Below are 24,662 nucleotides of genomic sequence, written 5' to 3'. Positions count from 1 at the left end.
AGTGTAAACATTGCAAGGTGGACAACCTTCCCGCACCATCATCCAGCTAACTCATTGATTATGTGAGGTGAACGGCTATGGACAGGAAACGATTTCATATCGTGCATGATGAACAGCCGGATCGGCATGTTGTATACATAAAAGGGGAGCTTGATCTAGCGACGGCCGAACAGTTTCAACGCGCCGTCGAGCCGCTCGCTGGCGATGCGTCGAAGCCGCTCGTCATCCGCCTTGAAGAGTTGTCGTATATCGACAGCACCGGCATCGGGATGTTTGTCGCACTGCTGAAAACACGCAAAAAACAAGAAGCGCCGTTTATGATTGAGAACGTGCCGCCGAAAGTCCAACGCTTGTTTGATTTAACCGGCGTATCCTACTTGTTTTCGACAATGAATGACACGACAGAAAGGATCGAGGGGCAATCATGAAAGAGCATGAAACCGTCGTACAGCTGTCGATTCCTGCTGATGCGCAGTTTATCGATGTCGCTCGTTTGACGCTATACGGGCTGGCCGCCAAGATGGGATTTTCCTATGAAGAGATTGAAGATATGAAAGTGGCCATCTCAGAAGCGTGCAACAACGCTGTTTTGCATGCGTACAACGGAAGGGGCGGCGTCATTCATCTTCGCTTTGAGATGCGCGCCGATGCACTTTCAATCATCATTAAAGACGAGGGCAAAGGGTTTGATTACAAACGGGTGGCCAAGCAAGCAGCGCCCCTGTCCGCGAAGCCGCTTGAAGACGTCAAAGCTGGCGGCCTCGGCCTGTTTTTGATGGAAGCGCTCATGGACGATGTCACCGTCACCACAAAGGGCGGAACGGAAGTCCGCCTGACGAAATTCCGCCATCGCGGCGAAGGAGAGCATGCCCATGACTGTATATCCCCCTCCTCTGTCCAAGAGCAAGCTTGACGCCCTCATTTCCGCCTATCAACAAACAAAAACGGAAGAAGCGGCGACCGCCTTGCTCGTGCGCTTCGAGCCGCTCATTGCGGCCGCAGCGAAAAAAATGGCGCGCAGCCGCCCTGACTTTTACGAAGACTTGTTTCAGATCGGACGGCTGTCGTTTTTGCGCCTCCTCGATCATTATGACCCGAGCCAAGGTGCAAGCTTTGAGTCATACGCCATGAAAAGCTTGATCGGCTATATGAAAAACTATTTGCGCGACAAAGCATGGTACATCCAAGTACCGCGCAAGGTGAAAGAAAAAGGAAGCAAAGTGCAGCAGGCGATCGATGAGCTGACCGTCAAGCTCGAGCGTTCGCCGACGCTCGATGAGATCGCCGGCCACTTAGGCTTATCGGTCGAAGAAACGATCGAAATTTTGGCCGGACGGGACCATTACCAAGCCGTTTCGCTCGATGCCCCGGTGCAAGATGGGGAAAAGGATGCGACGACGATCGGTGAATTCGTCGCTGATGAAGCGAACGAAATCGAGTCACTGATCGAGCGAATGGATTTAGAGCAGGCGATCGGCAAACTGAGCGAGCAAGAACAAATCGTCATCGACGCCATCTTCCGGCGCGGGGAAACGCAGCGCTCGTTAGCCGAGAGGCTCGGCGTCTCGCAAATGACAATCAGCCGCATTCAAAAGCGGGCCATCGCGAAATTGAAGCGGCAGCTCGCCGCCTATTCGCCATAACGGTCAAACATCGCGCCGCCTTACGCATCAAGCAGTCGAACTGCCCATGCTAGCGGCGGCGCAGCAGCAACAACGTCTGGTCATCTTTTTGTTCGTATTGATGATACGCTTGAATATGCTCGTACAACTCGCGCACGATCTCCGGCGCCGGCTGATCAAGGTTGACGCGGGCGACCATCGCGGCGAGAACGGAAAAGTCATCGTCCGCCTCTTCGGTACGCTTTTCCGTCACCCCGTCGGTGTACAGCAGCACAAAATCGCCTGGTTCGAGCACAACCGATTTGGTCTCAAATGAAAATTGCGGAAACAAGCCGAGCGCGCAGCCTTTGGCGCCTAGCGGCACGCATTGCTTCGTTTTCGCCCGATACCAAAGCGCCGGTTCGTGTCCAGCGCACGCGTACGAGAACGTATGTGTTTTTTCGTTGTAATTGCCGACAAACATCGTGACAAACATCGACGGCTCCGTGTAGTCGTAGGCGAATCGGTTCAGCAGGTCAAGATATACGTGCGGCTGTGTTCCGTAATGGACGGTCCGGTCCAGAATAAATTTCATCAGCGTCATGAGCATCGCCGCTGGAATGCCTTTTCCCGATACATCGGCAATGCCGACGGACACCGATGTTTGATGGACAGCAAAGTGATAAAAATCGCCGCTCAACACTCGGGCAGGGACGCTGAGGACACCGATGTCGATGTACGAAGGCAAGTTCACTTTCGAAGATGTCTGCAAAAGCGACCGCTGCATATTTGCGGCAAGCGACAGTTCAAAGTCGAGTTGTTCGCGTTCACGCTCAAGCCGCTCTTTCTCTTTTTTCTCCGTCATGTCGCGCAAGACGGCGACAAGCCCCGCCAGCGCACCGTTTTCCAACACCGGCGCCAGCGTATAACCGACTGGCAGGCAGACGCCGTCGCGGCGGCGAAACGGCTCCTCCTCGACGCGAATCACCTCGCCGCTTTTCAGCCGTTTGACGACGCGGCGCAGCTGCTTCCAATCCCACTTGTCGCCGTCTGGCCCCGCGAGCGAGACAAACGAAAACAGTGGCTTGCCTTTCGCCTCTTCCAAAGTGGCGCCGATCAACCGGCTCGCCTCCGGATTCATCCAAACGATTTGCCCGTCGCGATTCACCATCAGCAATCCTTCTCCAAGGGCATTCGCCATCATCTCGAGCTGTTGTTCACGGTGCTTCAGCTCCACGTACGGCTTTTCCACCGTTTCCATATACATGGCACGCACGACATACAAAAATCCAGCCATTTCATAAAGCTGCCCCCATAGCCCGTACCCGCTGCCAAGCATGAGCAACCATTGACCGAGGGCAAATAATAGAAGCGCCATAGACCAGTATAGGGAAGCGGGAGCCCTCCCTTGCCGAAAACGCCGCCATGCGAACACGGCCGCCGCTGCATCAAGCAAACCGACCGCTCCTTCCCCTGCGCGCCACCAAAACGGCCAGCGGCTCGTCCCATGCGCCGGCCAAAACAGGGACGTGATATGGATGAACAAACTAACAGCCGCCGTATACAAAAACGCGGCCAAAAACGCCTGCCAGCGTTGCCCGCTTTGCCGTTCCATCACCTCATCGGGCCGTGAAAAGAGAAAGAGCAGCCCCCAAGCAAGCGTAAAGCGGGCAGCGAGCGAAAATAGCGCCGCCAAAACGTCATCCTCTGTGAAGGAAAGGACAAAATGAACAGAAAAGAGCGCCCCCGCAGAAAAAAACAACGCCCCCATCATGAGCCGCTCGGTTGACAGCGTATGCGGAAATACAGCCCATCCTTGCAAGGCGACAAGCCAACAGACGACGACAGCGGCAAACCCTAAAGAAAGATGAATAGGATGATAGAATTCGGGTAAAAGCAGCAGCTGACCGCCAGCGAACAGAAGCACGCCAAACAGCCCGGCCGCCAGCGTTGCCGCCATGCCGTGCCAACGCGCTGGCTGATATCGTTGATCCTTGTTCACAAATGGTGAACCTCCACTCCTCACGGCTATATGGCTTATTATACCATACGTTGGACATCAATCGCATACGAACGTCGCCGCCTCCTCATTTTCGCTTCCGCCGCCGGAACAACAAAAAGAACGCTCTCTAAACAGAGAGCGTCCTCAACCGCGGTCATTTCCCATGCAATTTTGAAATCGACATCATGAGGCCGGCCGCGCCGGCGGAGACGGTGAAGCGTCATTTCTCATGACATTTCGAAATCGCCAACCTATTCAAAGCGTCTCATTAGAACGTGTGAGCCAAGTCTTTCGCTCGGGCGATGGCGTTCGCTTTTATTTCTTCCGCCTTTTCCGGCATCGCCGCATGCCCTTCGACAAACAGTCCTTCAAACGACGGCACGCCGAAAAACTGCATAATGACACTTAAATACCGATGTCCCATCTCCATTTGTGCCGCCGGGCCTTCCGAATAAAATCCGCCGCGCGCCTGAATATGGAGCGCTTTTTTATCGGTGAGCAGCCCGATCGGCCCTTGTTCTGTATACTTGAACGTTTTTCCGGCCACCGCCACGGCGTCAATGTACGCTTTCAATACGGGCGGGAAAGAAAAGTTCCACATTGGCGTCACAAAGACATATTTATCGGCGGAAATAAACTGTTCGCACAGTTCGTTCATCCGCCCGACTTTCGCTTTTTCTTCATCAGACAGCTCTTCAAACGATTTCCCGGAGCGAAGTTTGCCCCAACCGCTGAATACGTCAACATCGATTTCCGGAATGTATTCTTTATATAAATCGAGATGGATCACCTCATGGTCCGGATGCACTTGTTTGTACGTCTCAATGAACGCCTTTCCAACCGCCATGCTGTACGATTGCGTGTCGTCGTGAGGATGGGCGGTGATGTACAATACTTTCGTCATGATGCATACTCCCTTTCTTGATGATCTGAGCATTTTAGTGTTTGCCATTTTTAAACATGACATGCATTTTACCTCTACTTCAAATATCTCGAACAAGAGATAATTATAGAAAGATGATGCGAATTTGGCAAATCATTTGCCCAAAAAAAAATTGCCCTTGAGGCAATTGGCGTGCGGATCGGTTATTCGCTTTGTTCAACAGCAAACGGATTGCCGCTAATTTGTTTTCTTATTTCATCCGTCAACGTAAACGGTTCGTTTTTCGCGGCGTTTTCGCCGGCGTCACTAGGCTGATGGCCACTGCCATCGTAATAGATCGGTTTTCCTTCCATGATGGCTAACCCCCTTGATTCGTGCAGGATGCAGGAACTAGTCTATGCTTCTATTTTACCATTTATGCGGCGGAAATTCGATGGTTTTTTGAAATTTTAACTATAAAAGCGGTTCCGTTTCCAGACTTTTTTCAATCGCCTGCTTCCTTGTTTGGCAAAAAAGCCGATAAAAAACCGGGGCCTCACGAATGCCCCGGCGTTCCCGTCATCAAAAAGCGATTTTTTCATCCAAAAAGGCTTTGAGCTCCCCAATCGGCAACCGCACTTGTTCCATCGTGTCGCGGTCGCGCACGGTCACTTGGCCGTCTTGTTCAGACTCGAAATCGTATGTGATGCAAAACGGCGTGCCGATTTCATCTTGGCGGCGATACCGCTTGCCGATCGAGCCGGTTTCATCATAGTCGACCATGAAATGTTTCGCCAGCTCTTCGTAAATGCGGCGCGCCCCATCAGCGAGCTTTTTCGACAACGGCAAGACAGCCGCTTTGTACGGTGCAAGCGCCGGATGCAAATGCATCACCGTCCGGGTCGTGCCGTCTTCCAGCTCTTCTTCGTCATAGGCGTCGATCATAAACGCCAACGTGACGCGGTCAGCGCCAAGCGACGGCTCAATGCAGTACGGGATGTAGCGTTCATTCGTTTCTTGGTCGAGATAATGGAAGTCCTCGCCCGAGTATTCCATATGCCGCTTTAAGTCGTAATCCGTGCGCGACGCGATGCCCCACAGCTCGCCCCAGCCGAACGGGAAATGGTACTCGATGTCAGTCGTGGCGTTGCTGTAGTGGGACAATTCTTCCTTCGCATGGTCGCGCAGGCGGATGTTGTCCTCCTTCATGCCAAGCGACAGCAGCCACTCCTTGCAAAACTGCTTCCAATACTCAAGCCATTGCAGCTCTTCGCCCGGTTTGCAGAAAAACTCGAGCTCCATCTGTTCAAATTCGCGCGTGCGGAACGTAAAGTTGCCCGGCGTAATTTCATTGCGAAAACTTTTGCCGATTTGCGCGATGCCAAACGGCAATTTTTTGCGCATCGTGCGCTGGACGTTTTTGAAGTTGACGAAAATGCCTTGCGCTGTCTCTGGGCGCAAATAAATTTCGTTGGCGCTCGACTCGGTGACGCCTTGGTACGTTTTGAACATTAAGTTGAACTGGCGAACGTTCGTGAAATCGCGGCTGCCGCATTCCGGACAGGCGATGTCGTATTCCTTGATGAGTTCATCCATCTTGGCAAGCGGCAAACCGTCGACGATCATCTCGATCCCTTTTTCCTCGAGCGCCTTCTCAATCAACTTATCGGCGCGATGACGCGCTTTGCACTGTTTGCAGTCGACCATCGGATCGTTGAAGTTGCCTAAGTGGCCGGACGCTTCCCACGTTCTCGGGTTCATTAAAATGGCGGCGTCGAGCCCGACGTTGTACGGCGACTCTTGAACGAATTTTTTCCACCACGCCCGTTTAATGTTGTTTTTCAGCTCAACGCCAAGCGGGCCGTAATCCCATGTGTTCGCCAGCCCTCCGTAAATTTCCGACCCCGGAAAAACGAAGCCGCGATGCTTGGCATGTGCGACGATTTCTTCCATTGTGACAGCCATCGTGTTCATCCTCCTTCAATGTGATGTCCACCAATCAAAAACGCCCTCGCCCCTAGGCCTGACGCCTAGGGACGAGAGCGTAGCTCCCGCGGTTCCACCCTAGTTGATGCGCAAATCACGCATCCCCTTTTTGCCATTTCCGCTCCGGACTGCCGTTTCATTAACCATCTTCGCCGGGCTTCCACCGTCCCCGGCTCGCTTGGGAAGAGAGGGTTAACTACTATTGATCCGTCATCGCGATCCATATATGATTTTGTCCACTATCATAACAAACCCCAAAACCTTTTGTCAACGCCATCCTGCCTTTTTTTGCATCCAAAACCGCGACACGATCGGCTGACCGTTCCAAATGACTTCGGTGTCCGCCCGGCGCTTCGCGACTTCCGGCTCGTCAAGCAAGAGCCAAAAGTTTTTCACCGGCAAGTCGCCGAGCCCATGCTTCTCGCAAAGCCGCCGCAAATATTGGCGCCGCTTGCCGCCTACCTGTCGCGACACGTTGTCGCCGTCCGGGCTGAATGCATACAAGACCGTCGCCGCCGCGACACGGGCGACGCGACAGACGACCGCCGCGCGCAAAAAGAAGTCCCAATCCCAATAATGGTGGACAGACGGGTCAAAGCAGCCGATCTCGTCATGGAGCGATTTTCGATACACGCTTCCAGACGGGACGTACGTCGAAAACGTCCGCATCGCTTCCAAATCATACTCATAGGCAAATAAAAAACGGGCGGATGGGACGCGCTGATCGTTTTCCACCCGATACTGGACAATTTCCGCATCGGCATAGGCGAAGTCCGCATGCTCGAGCGCTGCGACCATCCGCTCGAGATGGCACGGCAACACTAAGTCATCGTCGTCGCAAAGCATGATGAATTCGCCGCGCGCCGCTTGGACGCCTGCGTTGCGGGCCGCGACATGTCCTTCGTTGTCGCGGCGGTCGATGAGACGGATGTCAAGCTCCGGGTACAAGACGACGACATCATGAACCGGAACGCCGCCGTCATTGACAATGATGACCTCAAACGGCTTGTACGTCTGCCGGCTTAACGACTCGAGCAGCTCGGCAAGCGGATACGGGCGATTGTACGTCGGAATAACGACAGACACGGACGGACGCAAGATTGATTCACCGCCTCTCGCACTGGCTTTCCCCCTTGGCGTCCGCGGGCGTCGATGCGCACACCCACCAAAAGCTTGGCCAATCAAAAAAGGGGCTTACCCTTAAGGTACCGCCCCTGCCGTTTGTTTGTCAATTTCGGCGTGCCTCCCCTAACGAGCGCCACGAACCAAAGCCCGCAACTCTCATGAGAGATCTGTCTTAGAGAATGTCCCTTACAACGATTTTCCTCATGCAAGCTCCTGCTGCTTCGTCTCGCTGCCCAACACCGCGACCGCCAAAACGGCGACAAGGACCGATAGACAAAACAGCGTGAAAATGGCCGTCACCGACACCCCTTGGGCGACAAGCGAGCCGACCAACAGTGGGCCAAAAATGCCGCCGATGCGGCCAAACGCCGCCGCCATGCCGGCGCCGGTCGCACGAATCGACGTCGGATACTGCTCCGGCGTATACGCATACAGCGCTCCCCAAGCGCCGAGGTTGAAAAACGACAAGAAAATGCCGGATGCCATCAGCCCGACGAGCGACTCGGCCGTGCCGAAAAAGTAAGCGCTCAATGCTGTGCCAAGCAAGTACGTCACCAAGACAAATTTCCGCCCCGCCCGCTCGATCAGCCATGCGGCGCTGAAATAGCCGGGCAATTGCGCCAGCGTCATGATGAGCACATATTCAAAGCTTTTAATTAAACTAAACCCTTTCATCACCATAACGCTCGGCAGCCATAAAAACATGCCGTAATACGAAAAGACGACGCAAAACCAAAGCAACCAAAGCATAACCGTCTCTTTCCGATGGGGAGCGGACCATACTTTGACGATATTGCTCCACACCGTCTCCTCTTTTTGCGCGGCCGCAAACCGCGGCGAATCAGGCAGACGGAGGCGCAAATAGATCGCATACAGCGCCGGGATCGCCGCCAGCCATAACGCCGTCCGCCAGCCGTAAGCCGGTATGACGAAATACGAGATGAGCGCCGCCAACAGCCAGCCGCCCGCCCAAAAGCTCTCGAGCAGCACGACAACCCGTCCGCGGTCTTTAGCCGGCACCGCCTCCGAAACGAGCGTCGACGCGACCGGCAGCTCACCGCCAAGCCCCATGCCGATCAAAAAGCGGAACGCCAAAAACGCCGCCAACGTCGTCGTGAGCGCCGACAGCCCGCTGCCAAGCGAGAACAGCAACAATGTGAAAATAAAAACGTTTTTCCGGCCGATCCGGTCGGCGAGCAGCCCGAACACGAGCGCCCCGACCGCCATGCCGATCGAGTTGACGCTGCCGATCCAGCCGACTTGCCCGGCCGTCAAGTTCCAATCTTTTTGCAAGGCGGCCATCAAAAACGACAACATGCCGACATCCATCGCGTCAAACAGCCAACCGAGACCGGCAATGCTTAACAGCTTGCGCTGGGAAATCGTCGGTTCGTTCATGTGTATCCTCCTGTCATTATTAATGTCAAGACATATTCATTATAAAAGAAAACCGTTGGCCTGTGCACTATACGGTTGATAATTTTTGCGAAAAATCAGCTCGAAGCCTTGAATAACAGGATCAAACACCAACATCGCGATCCAGCCATCGTTCCATGGCTGGAACAAAAAGTTCGGCTAAAATCAGCTGCCATGCTTTTCATGATAGACGCCAGTACAACCTTTTGATAAAGCATCAAATCCTTTCTTCGTTCCCTTATTCATGATGTTGATTTCGACCTCACATTTCGCACCCTTCCGACAAAAATCGGGAGGATTTTTTCGTTCAAATGTCGAATAAATCCTTGACACACAAGGAAGTATTCTGCAGGGATTGAGCATGGATGAGAGCATTTACGTATAACGTGATACGAAATGACCATAGATTGTAAAAAAAGATTTTCATCACTCGTTGTGTTGGTCGGAAAGTTGTTCTAAAAAACGAAACAAAAAATCCTTTCTTTCAACCCTGTTAGGGTACGAAATGTGAGTACTAATATAGGTTATATGAACTTTTTGTGAACGACAAATTGCGACATACTTTTACTTTTTTAACCTTTTATAGTATTCATTGAAATAAATAAACCGATAAAGGTAGCGTCAAAAGTTCTATGAAAACTCCACACAGATCATCCCATTGAGCATCGTGGGGCATGCGGAGGGCCGGATTCGCCGATAAAAGGGAGGGGGAATTTATGAAGCTGTCTATGAAGTTGTTCAAAAGAATTTTATCTCCTGTTTTAGCTCTGTCTGTTTTGGCGGTAGCAGTACCTACCTTCTGTTTTTGCCGCAGAGACAAACACGGTGTCACAACTCACCCCTTCTGTGGCGAAGGTCAACACAGTGTCGCCAAAGGTAGAAACACAGGGTATCAAAACTGCAGCTCTCAAGAAAGCGGTATTGACGTTAGCAGACATGCTGGAATCGCAAGCCATTAAAAAATTGCTCGACTTTGTTGAGGACTACGGCAGTAAAAAGGTAGCAGATACTATCAGGGAATATACCGATAATATTACTGATACCTTGCGGACTATAGCTTCTTGGAAAGACCTTTCTATCCAAATCATTCAAGATCAAGTTAGCGGGCGTTATATGATCTGGGAGTACCACTGAGTACAGCGAGACAGGTTGGTTGGGTCATTTCAAAATTCGTAGACTGGGTATTACTATAGTACAAGGAGGGTGCTATGAACGAGGAAAGAATCAAGGATCTTGAAGCAAAATTGAGTCTATATACATGCAACGAAAAAGTTTAACATATCATTGACGGAAAAGTCGCTTATCCACTTTTCGACTGGCGGTGACCGAACAATCACCCGCTTCGCAGCCCCATGCATGGTTCCGGAAGCGGCATTGTTCGCTCGCCCGACAGTCGATCCAATCGCTCTGTAAAAACTACAAATGTTAAAGATTCAAATTGCACCTATATAGCCACCGACGCAATTACGTTACTCTTAGATATGGTGAACAAGGAGCACAAAAGCTTTGCGATTCTGGCCTTAGCCACTGGCTTTACTGCCGACGAGTTGGAACGCCTGGAAAAGCTGTTTTATCACGCTGGCAAATCACAGTGGGACAAGGACACATTTGTCGCAGAGTTCGAGAAGCAGCTTCCCAAAAGAAGTGCAATGTTGAGAAGCATTTTGGAAGGGCTAAAGTCAGATGGAAAGTTCGTATCGTTATGCGAGAAGTATTTGGATTGACAGAAAAAACCCGCCCATGTCGATGAACATATCCCTGTCAAGTAGACAGTATGAAAAACGCCCACCTTCTTCAGCTGCTTGCAGGATAGTTGAATGAGGGGAAGCTGTCAAGGAAAGCACTTGACAACTTCCCCTTCATTCAACTTTAACGGTTGGTAAGCTGAAGAAGGAGTCCATATCATCCGTTCGTCTGCTAAGCTACCTTGGTGGTTCGATATTCGACAGGACTGAGGTAGCCTAATTTTTTTGAAAACGCTCATGATTATAAAAATGCATATACCGGTCTATGGCCAGAATCACTTCCTCGTCCGTTCGAAAGGTGCGAAGGTCCATCACTTCAGATTTCAAATGTCCAAAAAAGTTTTCCATGCAGCATTGTCTAAACAATTCCCTTTTCTGGACATACTAGGGATAATGTGGATGATCCTTAAGCAGTTTATGGTATTGACGAGATGTGTATGGCGAGCCTTGGTCACTGTGGAGAATGACTCCTCGCACATCTCGTTTTTTTATGGCCTCTTTTACGGTATCAATCACTAATTCCAAATTATTAGAATGACTGATGCGATACGCAATGATTTCATTGTTGTACAAATCTTTAATGGCCGAAAGATATAAATATTTTCCTTGAAACGGCAAATACGTAATATCCGTCACCCATTTTTGATTGGCCTCGGTCACTGTAAAATCGCGGTTCAACACGTTCGAAACAACGATATTCTCCGTGCTTTTTTATACTTTCTCTTTTTTTGCCGGATTTTTGCTCTAATCCCCAATTCTTTCATTAGTCGGTAGACTCTTTTATGATTCACTACCTTCCCATATTTCCGTTGAAGCCACGCTTTCACACGATAATACCCGTAGATCCCGTTGACCTCTTGATGGCATTCCAAGATCATTCGCTTTACCATCTCATCTTCTTTTTGCTTCTCCGTCATCATTCCCCGTCGGTTTAACCATTTATAGTAACCACCCCTTGTGACTCCTGCCATTTCACATAGTAAGGAAATGGGGTATGTCACGGATAACTCTTGGATGATCTGAAATCGTTCTTCCGGTTTCACCTCCTTGCGAGGGATCGCAACTTTTTTAAATATTCATTCTCTGCTTTCAGTCTCCGATTTTCTTCTTCCAGACGTAACTTCTTTTTTCTTGGTCCTCCCTTTAGCGGGGACTTGGATTTTCCGCGCCGTTCTTCCAGTCCGTCAAGACCTGTCTCATCGTAATTTTTCACCCAAAGCCTGATAGTTTTGGTGCTAGGAATTCCTAATTCTTTGCATACACGCTTATATCCGTATCCCTCTTCTATGTACATCTTGACAGCCTTTAGCTTAAATTCCGGTGAATACGTGGTTTTTCCTTTTCGTGTTTTTTTCATTTCGAACATAAAAATAATCCCTCCAGTGTTTTTGTTTACAGTATGGGCTTTTTCCCAACTGTCTACACTAGAGGGATAATATCACGAAGGCGGGTTTATTTTTCTTCAAAACATCCAAATCTTCACCAAACGATTCTGTCAATGTCAAGAGAGTATGGGGAGATCGCGAAACTCAAAAAACTGTCGCTGCTGGCCGGCATGACCGGCGACGTTGGGTGGCAGCATAAGTTGTGCGCGAGGCTGAAAAAATTGTCGAGATGAAAAAATGACTACATTTTTTCCGGTTGATCCGGCTCCAGTAGCAGCATGACGAGTACAACCAAACACACAACAGCCGCACTTTGTTTGACAGGCGCTAGTGCATCTTTTGGCCAACCTCAAATCTGTTCTTCTTTCCTTTTCCGTGAAAATCCCGTCAGCCAGCGGTGATTTTCATCCCCGGGTGGAGGGCAGATCGTGTTGCCCATGGAACTTTTCCGTGATGTTGTTCATTTTAGCCTATAACAATCGCTTTGCTTAAAAGGGCTGGAGCTTCCATTCATTCCTCATCATATTGGAACTAGAAATGCGTTGCATAGCGAAATTAACACAAAAGGCACAAAATATTAATACACTTTAAATAAAACAAAATATTCATTTTACACTTTTCTCATATAATCGTTTATGCTTAGGAAAAATTTCTTAAATCCTTTGAATGGAAAGGAGGATCGCCTTCCATCGAACAATGAAACCAACTTCTCATGCAAAAGGAAAAATAGAAAGGAGAGGCTCTCGTGAAAAAAATCATTGCCGGAACTGTCATGGCAACAGCTTTGCTAGCGGCTTCCACCTCATCATGGACAACGCTCGATGGACATGCCTATGCCGCAGTGGAGAAGAATACATCCGCATCTCACTATATTGTCAATGTCAACGGCAAATTGATGACGGTCCGTTCGCTCCATCGTTCGGGAACTGTTTTATTGGCGGGGAGCGATATGGCCAAGCTGTTTTCAGCCGATTATCGGTATGATCAAAAACACCAATATTATGAAATTCGACGCACATCTCCCAACGTACGGATCGTGCTTCAGATAGGGAAAAAAGCGGCATTGGTGAACGGCAAATCCGTTTCATTGTCTGTCGCCCCACAGCGTTTTGGTCAAGAACTGTATGTCGATGCCAAGCAAATCGCCGCTCTCTTAGGTGGACAATGGAAAGCAGAAGCTGGCGTCTCCATCGTGTCGACATCCGGCAGCTTGCGCCCATTTCGCGAGACATGGCAAGTGAACGGCTCCACAGCCACGATTCACGGTCTCGTGTTAGGACAAACATCTTTTTATTCCGTCAATGATGTTGCCGCTGCTTTTGGCGCTACTGTGCACGTTGACAAAAAAACGAGCATGGTTAAGGTGGAAAAAGGCAACCGGACAATTCTCTTCCACCCGTTTAGTTATGTATTGAACGCCGGCGGCAAAAAAACCTCCTTGCCAACCGCGCCATTCATTCAAAACGGGGTGCCGTACATCAATCTGTCCGCCATCGTCTATGCACTAGGGGGAGATATCGAGGAGGAAGATCGATTTATCGCCACGTCTGGTTTCATCAAAGGAACGAGCATCAATCCACAATGGATCGATCAAAATACATTGCTCATCAGCCGGCCGGATGAAGCCTCTTCACTGCTTTTGGACATTCGCTCGCGAACGGCCATCCGTTCCATCAATGAAATGGATCTTACGTTATCACATGATGGAAAAAAAGCTGCTTACGTCGATGAAAACGGTCATTTGTTTGTCATAGACTTCGTTTCCAACACGGTCCAACAAATCGGAGAAGACGATGAGGTCAAAACCGATCTCGTTTGGTCCAGCGATGGCCGCTCACTCTATTGCATTTACGGCAGCAACAATGAGGCGGTCGCGGTCGTTGCCTTAGACAATGGAACCGTCACCAAGCTCATTGATGACAAAGTGAAGTACAAAACAGATCTTCGTCTTTCTTCCGATGGAACAAAGTTATTATACACAGTAGCGAATGAAGGGAAAACGAATTACACGGACGATCAAAAAACCGATGTCGATTCCATTGATACAAGCGGAACCGATCCGCAGCTGATTCTTGTCGACCTGTCTTCACCAACAAAACAGCCGACACCATTAACTTCGTCGCCAGACAATAAGGTTGACAGCGCGTTTCTATCAAACCATGACATCGTATATGTAAGCGCAACGGATGATGAAATGAGTCCGCCATCATTGAAAGTGATTCGAAACGGAGTAGAACAAACATTGCTTGATAAGCAGAACATCATTGACATGGCGGTTGTCAAAAGCCGCATTTACGTTGTTGTTGAAGCAAATGACCTTTACACAATCCGCTGCTTCGATCCATCTACCAAATCGTGGACAACAATGGGAAGTACGAAAAATGAAATCACCTCGATTGCGCCATCACCATATGACGATCAAATTGCGGTAACGATGGCGACCGACGGTGGAGAAAAAGTATCGCTTCTTCGCCATGGTGCATGGATTAATCTTACAAAATGACAATTAAACATGATGATGGAGGGAGATTTATGAAACGCAGCACATTATGGAAAAGAGTCATTTCTGCTGTTCTTTCATCCACGTTGTTGCTCGGAGCAGCCTTCGCCACCGAGCATCGCGCCGATGCCGCTGAAGTATCTGGAAAAATTGTGATCGCCGGCTCCACAGCTTTGTTGCCGTTAACTCAACAAGCGGCAAAAGAATTTAAAAAGAGCCATCCAAAAGTCAAAATTGTGGTTTCCGGCTCTTCTTCCATCGCCGGTCCGCAGTCTGTCACAAAAGGAGTCGCCACCATCGGAGCATGCGACTGGGATGCCACCAAAGCGGTCGGAGGGTTCCCCGCTTATAAAGGATTAAAAGCATACAAAATTGCCAAAATTCCGTTCGCTGTCATTGTCAACAAAGACAATCCCATCAGCAACCTGTCCGTCGAACAAATCCAAGACATTTATGAAGGAAAAATCAAAAATTGGAAACAATTAGGCGGAAAAGATGAAGAAATCGTCGTCATCAACCGAGCCAAAGGATCTGGAACACGCGTCAATTTTGAAGACAAAATCATGGACGGCCATACTATCAAAACGACAGGAGATAACTATAAAGAAGTGCAAAAATCAGGGGATATGGTGAATGCCGTTGCGTCGAATCCAAACGCCATTGGATTTGTTGATTTGGCGTATGTGAAAGGCGGAATTAAAGCCGTCAGCATCAACGGTGTCAAAGCAACCACAGCTAATGCCGCCAGCGGCAAATACATCTTTTACGGCTATGGATACTTACTGACCAAAGGGGAAGCCAAAGGCGCGGACAAAGCTTTTATCGATTATATTTTAAGCAAAAAGTTCCAAAATGGCTCTTTGAAAAAATTAAAATTCATTCCCGTGAAATAACGACCTCTTTTCAGCCTCTCCTTATATTGGCGGAGAGGCTGATTTTCCGTTCGATGAAAGAAAGGGGAAAGGAAAATGGAAAAGCTGTCTCCTGATTGGACTGAGGCCACCCACTTGTTGACTGCTCAACGTCAACGCTGGATCACAAAATATAGGTCCGACCGCCTGTTTCGTTTTTTTTGCTTAACGAGCATCGTATTTCTGATTGTCGTATTGGGCGCCATCGTTCTATTCGTCAGCAAAACAGGCCTTCTCGTGTTTCGAGATATATCTCCGTCGGAATTTTTCTTTTCCTCCCGATGGGATCCGGAACATCATCGATACGGCGCTGCCGTCTTTATCACCGGAACGCTATATTTAATGTTCGTGACGCTGTTGATGGCCACACCGATTTCCATTTTGACAGCCATATTTATTGCGGAGATGGCCCCTCCCCGGCTTCAACAATGGCTTCGGACGTTGCTTGATTTATTGGTCGGCATTCCATCCATTGTTTACGGGTATTTGGGAGCCACCCTGCTCGTTCCATGGATTCGTAAGCTTACGGGTGCTCCAGTGGGAGATGGAATTCTTGCGGCAGCGATCGTGCTATCGATGATGATCTTGCCTACCATCACCCGCATCACCGACGATGCGCTTTGCGCGGTTCCCAACGAATGGCGGGAGGCCAACTATGCCCTTGGAGGAACCAAAATAGAAATGATTGCAAAAGTGTTGCTTCCTGCCGCCAAATCTGGGATTGCGGCTGCTGTCATCCTCGGTATGGCACGCGCCATTGGCGAAACAATGGCCGTGGTGATGGTCATCGGCAACGTGGCGCAATGGGGATTTGATTTGGTCACTCCATCAAGTGTATTGACCAGCCATATCGTGATGCAAATTTTAAACGTCGATTTTCAATCAACAACCAACCATGCCCTTTATATGATGGCGCTTTTGCTGCTTTTCATCTCAATTTCTTTAATTATGATTATTCGCCGCTTGCGGCTGAAAGGAGGACCGTCATCATGAACAATCAAGCCCTTGGCCTTCATGGAAAAATGAGTCGGCTCCGTATCCGTCGTCTCATGAATCGACTCGTACTGGGTATGATCAGCATCATTTCCGCAACCGTCTTTTTTATCATCTTATCCCTTCTTTATATAATCGTGCGAAAAGGGTTGTCGGACATTGACATCCATTTCCTCATTGGACTGCCCGAAGAAATCGACGCTGGAGGAGGAGTTGGACCGTTCTTATGGAACTCGATTTACATTCTCGTGTTATCATTGCTTTTGTCGTTGCCCATCGGAATTGGAGCCGGTATTTTTTTAGCGGAATACGCCCCAAACAACCGAATCATGGAATGGGTGAGGGCGGCCATTGAAAGCTTGGCATCTGTCCCGTCGATTGTGTTTGGTCTATTCGGTTACGCCTTGTTTGTGGAATACTTTCAAATCGGCGTGACCATTTTAGGAGCATCCATCACATTAGCATTGCTCAATCTACCAGTTTTAGCCCGCGTCTCCGAAGAAGCGATCACGGCGGTTCCCTCCGCTTGGAGGGAAGCCTCCTTCGCTTTAGGCGCAACCAAAGCACAGACCATTGTCAAAACGGTGCTCCCTGCCGCCATGAAAGGCATCTTGACCGGCATCAGCCTTGTCGCATGCCGAGCATTTGGCGAATCCGCCATCATTTTGCTAGTCGGTGGGACATCGTCATCTGGCGAGATGTGGGATTTCCATCTCCTTTCCGAAGGCGCGACTCTTCCGGTCCATTTGTGGTACATTCAATCTGAAGCGCTTGTGGCCGATGCGCAGCAAATTGCCCAAAAAACATCCGCCCTCCTTGTGTTGCTAGTGCTGTTCCTTAGCTTTATCATTCGTTTTCCGCTATGGCTTAGCCAGCGGAAAAAGCGATAATGAAGGGGCTGACCCAAAAGGCCGTCTGTCTTCAGGATAGACTCCCTTGACCCAAAATTTCGTCACCATCGGAGGGATGAAAATATCCCTATGTTGAACGCTGCCACTTTACGCATTTTGGAGTTCGGGTATTTTGAGGATAGACTCCCATGACAAAAAAATTTCGTCACCATCGGAAGGATGAAAACAACCTTCTGTCGAATGGTCTCCTTGCAGCTGGGGTCATGAGGTCGTTGTATCTATGGTACGTAAAAGTCCGAAGGATAGACAGACCCCAGTAGTCTGGTGCACCACGGAATGTCGCTCCCTTGAGGGAAGCACGCAGGATAGAATGCTTGAACAAAGGCTGCTGCACCAGCTGTTTTTGAGAACGAAGCAGGGAGGAAGACCGATGCGCGTCTTGTATGAACGCTGTTGCGGATTGGACGTGCATAAGCAATCGATTACGGCTTGCGCCCTTACCCCTGAAGGAAAAGAGATTCGCACGTTTGGTACGCTGACCGACGATCTCGAGGAGTTGGTGGATTGGCTGAAAGAAAAAAAGGTGACGCACGTTGCCATGGAGTCGACGGGCGTATATTGGAAGCCGGTGTATAATCTCCTCGAAGCAGAGCCGATCGAAGTGCTTGTCGTCAATGCCCAACACATCAAAGCGGTTCCCGGGCGAAAGACCGATGTCAAAGATGCTGAATGGATCGCGGACTTGCTTCGCCATGGATTGCTAAAAGGGAGTTACATCCCTCATCGGGCTCAGCGGGAGCTCCGGGAACTGGTCCGTTATCGGCGCAGTTTGATCGAGGAACGGGCACGGGAGCTCAACCGCATCCAAAAAGTGCTGGAAGGAGCCAATATCAAGCTTTCTTCGGTCGTATCCGACATCAACGGGATGTCGGCCCGGCTCATCATTCGCGCCCTTATCGAAGGAAAGGACGATCCGGCGGCCCTCGCCCAACTCGCCAAAGGGCGGCTGAAACAAAAAACGGAAGAGCTCCGGCGCGCATTGAAAGGAGTGATGGGGCCGCATCAACGCATGATGCTGGCCGAGCAATGGCGTCATGTGGAGTATTTAGATGAAGCGATTGCCCGGTTGGATCGGGAAATCGAGGAACGAACGAGCCCTTTTCATGAAGCGCTGGAGCTCATCGATACGATCCCGGGAGTGGGGCGGCAAAGCGCGGAACAAATTGCAGCGGAAATCGGGACGGATATGAGCCGGTTCCCTACCGCCGCGCACTTGGCCTCATGGGCCGGAATGGCTCCCGGGAATCATGAGAGTGCAGGGAAACGGTTGTCAGGTCGAACGAGGAAAGGGAACAAGAAGCTGAGGTCGTGCCTCGTGGAATGCGCCCGTGCCGCCGCCCGAACGAAGAACACGTACCTATCGGCCAAGTATCATCGGATCGCCAAACGAAGAGGAGCGAATCGAGCGAGTGTCGCGGTCGGGAGAACGATTTTAGAAATGATCTATTATATCTTAACTCGAAAGGAACCGTATAGAGAGTTGGGAGCCGACTACTGGGATCGGCAGCAAGAAGCGCGCATCGTGCGTCAAACGGTGAAACGATTAGAGGGGTTAGGGTACGAAGTGAAACTAGAAAAAACGAGTGCATAGCACTTATTAACCATATATATACTGAAATACCTTCCTTTGGAATCCGATTCCGAAGGCTAGGTGGGCTCCGTTTTTTGTCTTAAATGGTGTTTTCAGGATAGACACAAAATATAGTGTGGAAGAAATAGTCATCGTGCATATATAGAAACGAAAGGGGGTGTCTCGATCCTTTTGGGACACCCTCTTCATTAATGATCTCCTTAAATATATAGGTAATATGTTATGATTTAAAACATCCGTATTTTTTAACAGAGAGATTTTTTTCACCACCATCATGACGAACTGTCCGATCGCTTATTCCTAATTGCTTTGCCATCCACTCATCTGGAATGAGATCCTTGCTGTGAGCTAAAAATGATAAGATCTCTTTTTGTCGTTTTGTAAACATACATCCCCCTCACCGCCCTTATTTCATGTTGACATGAAATAAGACCGTCTCGCCTTTTTTGGCTGATGCCTCGGCCTCTCTCTCGAGGCTTTCGAGGGCGTCGCCGTTCGTGATGATGATCGGCGTCACCGCGCTTTTCGCTTTCTCGCGCACAAGCGGCAAGTCGACAGAAAGAAGCCGATCGCCCCGTTTCACTCGGTCGCCGGCTCTGACATAGGCAGTGAATCCTTCCCCGTTCATTGACACGGTGTCGATGCCGACATGGATGAGCAGCTCCACACCCGCTTCCGAACGCAAGCCGATGGCGTGTTTCGTCGGAAAGAGCTGGATGATTTCACCATCGCCCATCATGTTTTGCGCAAACACCGGATCCGGCACGTCTTCAAGCCGCATGATCGTCCCGTCAAGCGGCGCGGTGATCGTCTCTTCCTTCGGCTGTTGCTTGCCAAACCATTTTTTGAACAATGGGCGTCATCCTTTCTGTTCAGTTCGTCTGACAACAAGTATACCTGAACAGAAGGAAACTGCAAACGGTGCCGCTTGCCCTTTTGAACAGGTCAGGCTTGCTCACGCAGACGCCGGCAAATTTCTTCCACCACTTCCTTCGTCGTCGCCGTGCCGCCAAGATCCGGCGTTTTGATGCCGTCAGAGGTGACATCCTCGATCTCTTGCAACAAGAGGGCGCCGAGCTCTTCTTCAACGAAATGGTCAGACATCAACTTCGCCGTCTAAATTTACCCGATCGGATCGGCGATACCTTTGCCGTAAATATCCGGCGCCGAACCGTGCACCGGTTCAAACATCGACGGATATTTGCCGTTGACGTTCGTGTTCGCCACGGGAACGGCTTTCTTGCCAATTCCGTCGCTGGGAATGACGGCAATGTCCCATTTTTTCATTCTTGGGAGAATTCCTTCTTTCCTTCCTTGGACAGAAAGCGCAGCCATTCCTTTCTTTCATCATACAATAACGGTGGTGGATTCACATTTATGATAAAATGAAACTACAAATCATATGGACGATGCGAGGGAGTCAATATGTCTTATGATACCGACCCGTTCCGCGGCGAATTTGACAGCCTTGAAGAGTTTGCCGACCGCGTCAGCGACGTGCTGAAATGCCCGGTGACGATCGAAGACGCGAGCCATCGGCTCATCGCCTACAGCGCCCATGATGATTACACCGACCCGGCGCGGACGGCGACGATCATCAGCCGGCGCGTTCCGGAAAAAGTGATCAACAGCTTATGGAAACAAGGCGCCATCCCGGCGCTGCTCAAAAGCCGCGAACCGGTGCGCGTGCCGCCGATTCCAGACGTGGGCCTCGGCAGCCGCGTCGCTGTCTCGATCTGGAAAAACGATGAGGTGATCGGCTTCATCTGGGTGCTCGAAACAAACCGGACGCTTTCGCCCGAGGAGATGGAATGGCTGAAGCTGGCGGCAAAAGCGGCGAAAAACAAAGTGCTGCAGCTGTATATGCGCAAAAACAAAAAAGAAGAGCGGGTGCAAGAGCTGTTTTGGAAGCTGCTCACCGGCCACATTGCGCGTGAAGATGACATCCGCGCTCATCTCGCCGCGATGCAAATCCCGACCGCACCGCAGTTTGCCATTGTCGTTTTCCGCTTTGCCGCCGATTTGACCGCCGAAATGGAGCGGCAAATTTCCTACTTATTGCAAACAACCCAGCAACTCCCGCTCCTTCTTTATACGACCGACGGCCGCGATGTGATTTTGCTTGGGGCGCCCAAAACTGACCAGCCGCTGAAAGAGCTGAGTGCATTCATCGAATCGTTCGCCGCCAAAATGAAAGAACGATTTCACATCCACGATGTGCAGTGCGGATTTGGCGGCGTGTACAGCGTCTATCGCCTCATTGAAAAAAGCTACCGCGAAGCGCTCGCCGTGCTAGCGCTGAAGGAGAAGCTTGGGGATGACATCAACGGCGTCTACGGCTACGCCCAACTCGGTATTTACCAATTTTTTGACTTTTTGCTTGAAAAAAAACGGCAAGGAGGCTGGACCAACCCGGCGCTTGAGAAATTGCAAGTCTATGACCGCAAACATCACAGCGACTTGGTGAAAACGTTTGAAACATTTTTTGACCATAACGAAAATGTGCAAGAAACCGCCGACGTCCTCAACGTTCACCCGAACACGCTTGCTTATCGGCTCAAGCGGATTGCCGACATCGCCGAGCTTGATCTCAATGACATGAATCAAAAAATCAAATTATACATCGATATTAAATTAGCGAAATACGAAGCGCGCGGTTGAATTTGTGGAAATCCACAAAACCCACGCGCTTCTTTCTCTTTTTTGAACAATGCCCGGCCCGTTCCGTCTCTTTTATACTATAAGTAAGGCCACTTTTGATGAGGAGGAACCATATTCATGATTATTGGAGTGCCAAAGGAAATTAAAAATAACGAAAACCGTGTCGCCATTACGCCGGCTGGCGTATTGTCGTTCGTTCAGGCAGGACATACGGTGCTCATTGAGAAAGAGGCAGGGGTTGGAAGCGGTTTCAGCGACAATGATTACGCCCGTGCCGGAGCACAAATCATCGAGCGAGCGGAAGATGTGTGGGCGCAAGCAGATATGGTGATGAAAGTGAAAGAGCCGCTGCCAAGCGAATACCGCTTCTTCCGTCCGGGGCTTGTGCTGTTCACCTACTTGCATTTGGCCGCCGACCCAGAGTTGACGCGCGCGTTAAAAGAAAGCGGCGTTATCGCCATCGCCTATGAAACTGTGCAAGTCGGCCGCACGCTGCCGCTGTTGACGCCGATGAGCGAAGTCGCCGGGCGGATGGCGGCGCAAATCGGGGCGCAATTTTTGGAAAAGCCGTACGGCGGCAAAGGCATTTTGCTTGGCGGCGTCCCTGGCGTCGCCCGCGGCAAAGTAGTCATCATCGGCGGCGGGGTCGTCGGCACGAATGCGGCAAAAGTCGCGGTCGGCCTCGGGGCAGATGTCACGATCATCGACTTGAACGCGGATCGCCTGCGCGAGCTTGACGACATTTTCGGCAACCAAATTACGACGCTCATGTCCAACCCGATGAACATCGCCGAAGCGGTCGCAGAGGCCGACCTTGTCATCGGCGCCGTCCTCATCCCGGGAGCGCGGGCGCCGAAGCTCGTCACCGAGGACATGGTGAAAGCGATGAAACCGGGGTCGGTCATCGTCGATGTCGCCATCGACCAAGGTGGCATCGTTGAGACAAGCGACCACGTCACGACGCACGACGACCCGACGTACGTCAAACACGGCGTCGTCCATTATGCGGTCGCCAACATGCCGGGTGCTGTCCCGCGCACCTCGACGATCGCCTTGACGAACGTCACGATCCCATACGCCTTGCAAATCGCCAATAAAGGCGTCATGCAAGCCATTACGGACAACCCGGCGCTCGAGCTTGGCGTCAACGTCGCCAACGGCGAAATCACGTACGAAGCCGTCGCCCGCGACCTCGGCTATCGCTACGTCCCGGCCCGCGAAGCGCTCGGGAAAACGTTGGCCGCCAACTAACCATGATGGACGCGGCCGACAACGCGCGCTGCCGGCCGCCTGTTCATCATTGTCCATTCCCATGACCGCCCACTCATAGCGGGCGGCTTTTTTTATCGTCCTAACCCGACAAGGCCGCCATTTCGGCAAGTGAGCGCAGGCGGTGGGAGTATGCCCCCTGTTGCGTTATGCCAAATCATTTTCGTTCAGCAAAGCGGCCAGTGTATAATGAAAATAGAAAGCTGGAAAGAAGGTGATTTCGTGAACGTTCCGGGAAAACAGGCGGTATCGCTTGAAGAATTTTATCGCATGCGGGAAACAACCGACCGCGTTTTAGAATACATTGATGGCGCTGTGTTGATGTCTCCCTCCCCTTCGACCCAGCACCAACGCATATCGGGACGGCTGCACGTCCAACTGTTCCATTTTTTAGAAGGAAAGCCGTATGAAGTGTTTCATGCCCCGTTTGATATCGAACTAAAGAACGAACGAATCGAAGGCAAGAAAATTGTCGTCCCTGATTTAACCGTGATCTGTGATCGAAGTGGATTAACGGATACAAAATTTGTCGGCGTCCCAACGCTGATCATCGAGATTTTAAGCCCTTCCAACCAGGCGTACGATCTCGTGTTCAAATTGAATTTGTATATGCAATACGGAGTCTATGAATACTGGATCGTGAACCCTATGCACTCTGTTGTGCAAATCTACTCGCTCAATGACGACGGACAATATGAACAAGCCGGCGTCTGGAAAGAAACCGGCATGGCATGTTCGCGCGCGCTTGACGGTTTTTCTGTTGATGTAGAACAACTATTTCGTCCTTGAGGGCGGCTTCATGGTATAATCTTGTAGAACAAAGGAGTGATGACGATGACAATGCCAAAAGCATTAACGATCGCCGGGTCGGACAGCAGCGGCGGCGCCGGGCTGCAGGCGGACTTAAAAACGTTCCAAGAGCTTGGCGTTTACGGCATGACGGCGATCACGACCATCGTCGCCATGGACCCGCACAACCGGTGGGCGCACCAAGTGTTCCCCGTTGACCTAGCAACGATCGAAGCCCAGCTTGAGACGATCATCGTCGGCGTCGGGATTGATGCCTTAAAAACAGGCATGCTTCCGACAACTGATATCATTGAATTAGCGGCGCGGACGATTGAAAAGCATGGTTTGAAAAATGCGGTCGTCGATCCAGTTATGGTGTGCAAAGGGGCGGATGAGCCGCTCCACCCGGAAAATACGGTGTGCTACCGGGAAACGCTCGTGCCAAAAGCGATGGTCGTGACGCCAAACTTGTTCGAAGCAGCGCAGCTTTCCGGCTTGCCGCGCATTGAAACGATCCAGGACATGAAGGAAGCGGCCGGGCGCATTCATGAACTCGGGGCCCAATATGTCATCGTCAAAGGCGGTCGGAAAATTCCGCATGACTATGCGGTTGACGTCCTTTACGACGGCAAAACGTTTGAACTCCTCGAATCGGAGCGGATTGACACGACGTATACGCACGGAGCAGGCTGCACGTTCTCGGCGGCCATCGCCGCCGAACTGGCGAAAGGCCGGCCGGTGAAAGACGCCATTGCGACGGCAAAAGCGTTCATCACCGCCGCCATCCGCCACTCGTTCCCGCTCAACGAATACGTCGGGCCCACACATCACGGTGCGTACCGCCGCTACGGCGAACAATAATAGACAAGACCTCGTCCTTGTCTTTTTCCGCAACTCCCCTCCTTGAAATAGGAA

At 50.6% G+C, this 24,662-nt stretch carries 26 protein-coding genes and 1 pseudogene; 14 read left to right on the top strand and 13 right to left on the bottom strand.

Annotated features, from left to right (window positions below):
- Positions 1-77 precede the first annotated feature (77 nt).
- Genes ACVX3G_RS03155 through ACVX3G_RS03145 form a run of 3 tightly spaced genes read left to right on the top strand, consistent with a single transcriptional unit; the run spans position 78 to position 1,643 of the window.
- Positions 78-428, top strand: coding sequence for an STAS domain-containing protein (locus tag ACVX3G_RS03155; protein WP_014196996.1), 351 nt, complete (start codon positions 78-80; stop codon positions 426-428).
- Positions 425-913 carry an anti-sigma B factor RsbW gene (gene rsbW, locus ACVX3G_RS03150; protein ID WP_014196997.1) on the top strand — a complete coding sequence of 163 codons (489 nt, stop codon included), beginning with the start codon at positions 425-427 and terminating at the stop codon, positions 911-913. The genes ACVX3G_RS03155 and rsbW overlap by 4 nt, the downstream gene beginning before the upstream one ends.
- Positions 873-1,643 carry a sigma-70 family RNA polymerase sigma factor gene (locus ACVX3G_RS03145; RefSeq protein ID WP_014196998.1) on the top strand — a complete coding sequence of 257 codons (771 nt, stop codon included), beginning with the start codon at positions 873-875 and terminating at the stop codon, positions 1,641-1,643. Before rsbW ends, ACVX3G_RS03145 begins: the two co-directional genes overlap by 41 nt.
- A 49-nt stretch (positions 1,644-1,692) precedes the next feature.
- On the opposite strand, the gene ACVX3G_RS03140 is transcribed toward ACVX3G_RS03145, so the two are convergent.
- The 6 genes from ACVX3G_RS03140 to ACVX3G_RS03115 all read right to left on the bottom strand — a co-directional run bounded on the left by ACVX3G_RS03140 (position 1,693) and on the right by ACVX3G_RS03115 (position 8,974).
- A complete protein-coding gene (locus ACVX3G_RS03140) occupies positions 1,693-3,561 on the bottom strand; it encodes a SpoIIE family protein phosphatase (RefSeq protein WP_110107803.1) in 1,869 nt (622 codons plus the stop codon).
- 310 nt (positions 3,562-3,871) lie between these two features.
- A complete protein-coding gene (locus tag ACVX3G_RS03135; RefSeq protein WP_021321322.1) occupies positions 3,872-4,507 on the bottom strand; it encodes an FMN-dependent NADH-azoreductase in 636 nt (211 codons plus the stop codon).
- A gap of 182 nt (positions 4,508-4,689) precedes the next feature.
- Entirely contained in the window at positions 4,690-4,839 is a 150-nt protein-coding gene (locus ACVX3G_RS03130) for a hypothetical protein (RefSeq protein ID WP_014197001.1), read from the bottom strand.
- 208 nt (positions 4,840-5,047) lie between these two features.
- A complete protein-coding gene (locus tag ACVX3G_RS03125; protein WP_014197003.1) occupies positions 5,048-6,430 on the bottom strand; it encodes a glycine--tRNA ligase in 1,383 nt (460 codons plus the stop codon).
- Between the two features lie 288 nt (positions 6,431-6,718).
- Positions 6,719-7,549 carry a glycosyltransferase family 2 protein gene (locus tag ACVX3G_RS03120; RefSeq protein ID WP_014197004.1) on the bottom strand — a complete coding sequence of 277 codons (831 nt, stop codon included), beginning with the start codon at positions 7,547-7,549 and terminating at the stop codon, positions 6,719-6,721.
- A 228-nt stretch (positions 7,550-7,777) separates the two neighbouring features.
- Positions 7,778-8,974, bottom strand: a complete 1,197-nt coding sequence (locus tag ACVX3G_RS03115) for an MFS transporter (protein ID WP_014197005.1) — start codon at positions 8,972-8,974, stop codon at positions 7,778-7,780.
- An 843-nt stretch (positions 8,975-9,817) separates the two neighbouring features.
- Between ACVX3G_RS03115 and ACVX3G_RS03110 the strand changes: the two genes are divergently transcribed.
- Positions 9,818-10,126, top strand: coding sequence for a hypothetical protein (locus ACVX3G_RS03110; protein WP_123961348.1), 309 nt, complete (start codon positions 9,818-9,820; stop codon positions 10,124-10,126).
- An 827-nt stretch (positions 10,127-10,953) separates the two neighbouring features.
- Here ACVX3G_RS03110 and ACVX3G_RS03105 read toward each other — a convergent pair.
- The 4 genes from ACVX3G_RS03105 to ACVX3G_RS03090 form a co-directional block, all read right to left on the bottom strand.
- Complete coding sequence (locus ACVX3G_RS03105) at positions 10,954-11,085, bottom strand: IS3 family transposase (RefSeq protein ID WP_020278481.1); 132 nt, start codon at positions 11,083-11,085, stop codon at positions 10,954-10,956.
- Between the two features lie 36 nt (positions 11,086-11,121).
- Positions 11,122-11,397 (bottom strand): DDE-type integrase/transposase/recombinase, encoded by a 276-nt coding sequence (locus ACVX3G_RS03100; RefSeq protein ID WP_223812677.1) that lies wholly within the window; start codon positions 11,395-11,397, stop codon positions 11,122-11,124.
- A 14-nt stretch (positions 11,398-11,411) separates the two neighbouring features.
- On the bottom strand, positions 11,412-11,627 hold the full coding sequence (locus ACVX3G_RS03095; protein WP_223812676.1) for a helix-turn-helix domain-containing protein: 216 nt from the start codon (positions 11,625-11,627) through the stop codon (positions 11,412-11,414).
- A gap of 149 nt (positions 11,628-11,776) precedes the next feature.
- Positions 11,777-12,103: a transposase gene (locus tag ACVX3G_RS03090; RefSeq protein WP_021321315.1), complete on the bottom strand. Its 327-nt coding sequence runs from the start codon at positions 12,101-12,103 to the stop codon at positions 11,777-11,779.
- Positions 12,104-12,136: 33 nt separating this feature from the next.
- Between ACVX3G_RS03090 and ACVX3G_RS03085 the strand changes: the two genes are divergently transcribed.
- The 6 genes from ACVX3G_RS03085 (at position 12,137) to ACVX3G_RS03060 (ending at position 19,028) form a co-directional block, all read left to right on the top strand.
- Complete coding sequence (locus ACVX3G_RS03085; protein ID WP_437435444.1) at positions 12,137-12,355, top strand: DUF7667 family protein; 219 nt, start codon at positions 12,137-12,139, stop codon at positions 12,353-12,355.
- Positions 12,356-12,867: 512 nt separating this feature from the next.
- Entirely contained in the window at positions 12,868-14,625 is a 1,758-nt protein-coding gene (locus tag ACVX3G_RS03080; RefSeq protein WP_021321314.1) for a stalk domain-containing protein, read from the top strand.
- A 29-nt stretch (positions 14,626-14,654) separates the two neighbouring features.
- Positions 14,655-15,515: a phosphate ABC transporter substrate-binding protein gene (locus ACVX3G_RS03075; protein ID WP_021321313.1), complete on the top strand. Its 861-nt coding sequence runs from the start codon at positions 14,655-14,657 to the stop codon at positions 15,513-15,515.
- Positions 15,516-15,590: 75 nt separating this feature from the next.
- Positions 15,591-16,526, top strand: a complete 936-nt coding sequence (gene pstC, locus ACVX3G_RS03070) for a phosphate ABC transporter permease subunit PstC (RefSeq protein ID WP_020278669.1) — start codon at positions 15,591-15,593, stop codon at positions 16,524-16,526.
- On the top strand, positions 16,523-17,416 hold the full coding sequence (gene pstA / locus ACVX3G_RS03065; RefSeq protein WP_021321312.1) for a phosphate ABC transporter permease PstA: 894 nt from the start codon (positions 16,523-16,525) through the stop codon (positions 17,414-17,416). The genes pstC and pstA overlap by 4 nt, the downstream gene beginning before the upstream one ends.
- Before the next feature lie 391 nt (positions 17,417-17,807).
- Positions 17,808-19,028, top strand: coding sequence for an IS110 family RNA-guided transposase (locus ACVX3G_RS03060; RefSeq protein WP_021321311.1), 1,221 nt, complete (start codon positions 17,808-17,810; stop codon positions 19,026-19,028).
- A 220-nt stretch (positions 19,029-19,248) separates the two neighbouring features.
- Here ACVX3G_RS03060 and ACVX3G_RS03055 read toward each other — a convergent pair whose 3' ends face one another.
- The 3 genes and pseudogenes from ACVX3G_RS03055 to ACVX3G_RS03045 all read right to left on the bottom strand — a co-directional run.
- A complete protein-coding gene (locus ACVX3G_RS03055) occupies positions 19,249-19,416 on the bottom strand; it encodes a helix-turn-helix transcriptional regulator (RefSeq protein ID WP_110107477.1) in 168 nt (55 codons plus the stop codon).
- A gap of 18 nt (positions 19,417-19,434) precedes the next feature.
- Positions 19,435-19,881: a PTS sugar transporter subunit IIA gene (locus tag ACVX3G_RS03050; RefSeq protein WP_020278672.1), complete on the bottom strand. Its 447-nt coding sequence runs from the start codon at positions 19,879-19,881 to the stop codon at positions 19,435-19,437.
- A 92-nt stretch (positions 19,882-19,973) separates the two neighbouring features.
- Positions 19,974-20,258: pseudogene (locus ACVX3G_RS03045) on the bottom strand (isocitrate/isopropylmalate family dehydrogenase); the annotation flags it as partial.
- Positions 20,259-20,453: 195 nt separating this feature from the next.
- Here ACVX3G_RS03045 and ACVX3G_RS03040 point away from each other — a divergent pair.
- From ACVX3G_RS03040 to pdxK, 4 genes are all read left to right on the top strand, one after another.
- The gene (locus ACVX3G_RS03040) at positions 20,454-21,689 is read left to right on the top strand and encodes a PucR family transcriptional regulator (RefSeq protein ID WP_020278675.1); all 1,236 of its coding nucleotides are present in this window, start codon (positions 20,454-20,456) and stop codon (positions 21,687-21,689) included.
- A gap of 117 nt (positions 21,690-21,806) precedes the next feature.
- Positions 21,807-22,940, top strand: coding sequence for an alanine dehydrogenase (gene ald / locus ACVX3G_RS03035; protein WP_020278676.1), 1,134 nt, complete (start codon positions 21,807-21,809; stop codon positions 22,938-22,940).
- A 207-nt stretch (positions 22,941-23,147) separates the two neighbouring features.
- Positions 23,148-23,747, top strand: a complete 600-nt coding sequence (locus ACVX3G_RS03030) for a Uma2 family endonuclease (protein ID WP_020278677.1) — start codon at positions 23,148-23,150, stop codon at positions 23,745-23,747.
- A 45-nt stretch (positions 23,748-23,792) separates the two neighbouring features.
- Complete coding sequence (pdxK, locus tag ACVX3G_RS03025; protein WP_021321306.1) at positions 23,793-24,608, top strand: pyridoxine/pyridoxal/pyridoxamine kinase; 816 nt, start codon at positions 23,793-23,795, stop codon at positions 24,606-24,608.
- The last annotated feature ends 54 nt before the right edge of the window (positions 24,609-24,662 follow it).

This window comes from Geobacillus sp. PLS 41 (genome assembly GCF_056494105.1).
Note: the sequence above shows the minus strand (reverse complement) of the source record. Positions and strands in the feature narration are given on the sequence as shown.

Bases quoted from the DNA above. Each gene is read 5' to 3' on its own strand.
- ACVX3G_RS03075 (WP_021321313.1), top strand. From the start codon at position 14,655: ATGAAACGCAGCACATTATGGAAAAGAGTCATTTCTGCTGTTCTTTCA.
- ACVX3G_RS03145 (WP_014196998.1), top strand. From the start codon at position 873: ATGACTGTATATCCCCCTCCTCTGTCCAAGAGCAAGCTTGACGCCCTC.
- pdxK (WP_021321306.1), top strand. From the start codon at position 23,793: ATGACAATGCCAAAAGCATTAACGATCGCCGGGTCGGACAGCAGCGGC.
- ACVX3G_RS03095 (WP_223812676.1), bottom strand. From the start codon at position 11,627: ATGGTAAAGCGAATGATCTTGGAATGCCATCAAGAGGTCAACGGGATC.
- ACVX3G_RS03090 (WP_021321315.1), bottom strand. From the start codon at position 12,103: ATGTTCGAAATGAAAAAAACACGAAAAGGAAAAACCACGTATTCACCG.
- ACVX3G_RS03125 (WP_014197003.1), bottom strand. From the start codon at position 6,430: ATGGCTGTCACAATGGAAGAAATCGTCGCACATGCCAAGCATCGCGGC.
- ACVX3G_RS03130 (WP_014197001.1), bottom strand. From the start codon at position 4,839: ATGGAAGGAAAACCGATCTATTACGATGGCAGTGGCCATCAGCCTAGT.
- ACVX3G_RS03135 (WP_021321322.1), bottom strand. From the start codon at position 4,507: ATGACGAAAGTATTGTACATCACCGCCCATCCTCACGACGACACGCAA.
- ACVX3G_RS03085 (WP_437435444.1), top strand. From the start codon at position 12,137: ATGGGCTTTTTCCCAACTGTCTACACTAGAGGGATAATATCACGAAGG.
- ald (WP_020278676.1), top strand. From the start codon at position 21,807: ATGATTATTGGAGTGCCAAAGGAAATTAAAAATAACGAAAACCGTGTC.
- rsbW (WP_014196997.1), top strand. From the start codon at position 425: ATGAAAGAGCATGAAACCGTCGTACAGCTGTCGATTCCTGCTGATGCG.
- ACVX3G_RS03060 (WP_021321311.1), top strand. From the start codon at position 17,808: ATGCGCGTCTTGTATGAACGCTGTTGCGGATTGGACGTGCATAAGCAA.
- ACVX3G_RS03030 (WP_020278677.1), top strand. From the start codon at position 23,148: ATGAAAATAGAAAGCTGGAAAGAAGGTGATTTCGTGAACGTTCCGGGA.
- ACVX3G_RS03040 (WP_020278675.1), top strand. From the start codon at position 20,454: ATGTCTTATGATACCGACCCGTTCCGCGGCGAATTTGACAGCCTTGAA.
- pstA (WP_021321312.1), top strand. From the start codon at position 16,523: ATGAACAATCAAGCCCTTGGCCTTCATGGAAAAATGAGTCGGCTCCGT.
- ACVX3G_RS03155 (WP_014196996.1), top strand. From the start codon at position 78: ATGGACAGGAAACGATTTCATATCGTGCATGATGAACAGCCGGATCGG.
- ACVX3G_RS03140 (WP_110107803.1), bottom strand. From the start codon at position 3,561: ATGGCGGCAACGCTGGCGGCCGGGCTGTTTGGCGTGCTTCTGTTCGCT.
- ACVX3G_RS03115 (WP_014197005.1), bottom strand. From the start codon at position 8,974: ATGAACGAACCGACGATTTCCCAGCGCAAGCTGTTAAGCATTGCCGGT.
- pstC (WP_020278669.1), top strand. From the start codon at position 15,591: ATGGAAAAGCTGTCTCCTGATTGGACTGAGGCCACCCACTTGTTGACT.
- ACVX3G_RS03105 (WP_020278481.1), bottom strand. From the start codon at position 11,085: ATGGAAAACTTTTTTGGACATTTGAAATCTGAAGTGATGGACCTTCGC.
- ACVX3G_RS03055 (WP_110107477.1), bottom strand. From the start codon at position 19,416: ATGTTTACAAAACGACAAAAAGAGATCTTATCATTTTTAGCTCACAGC.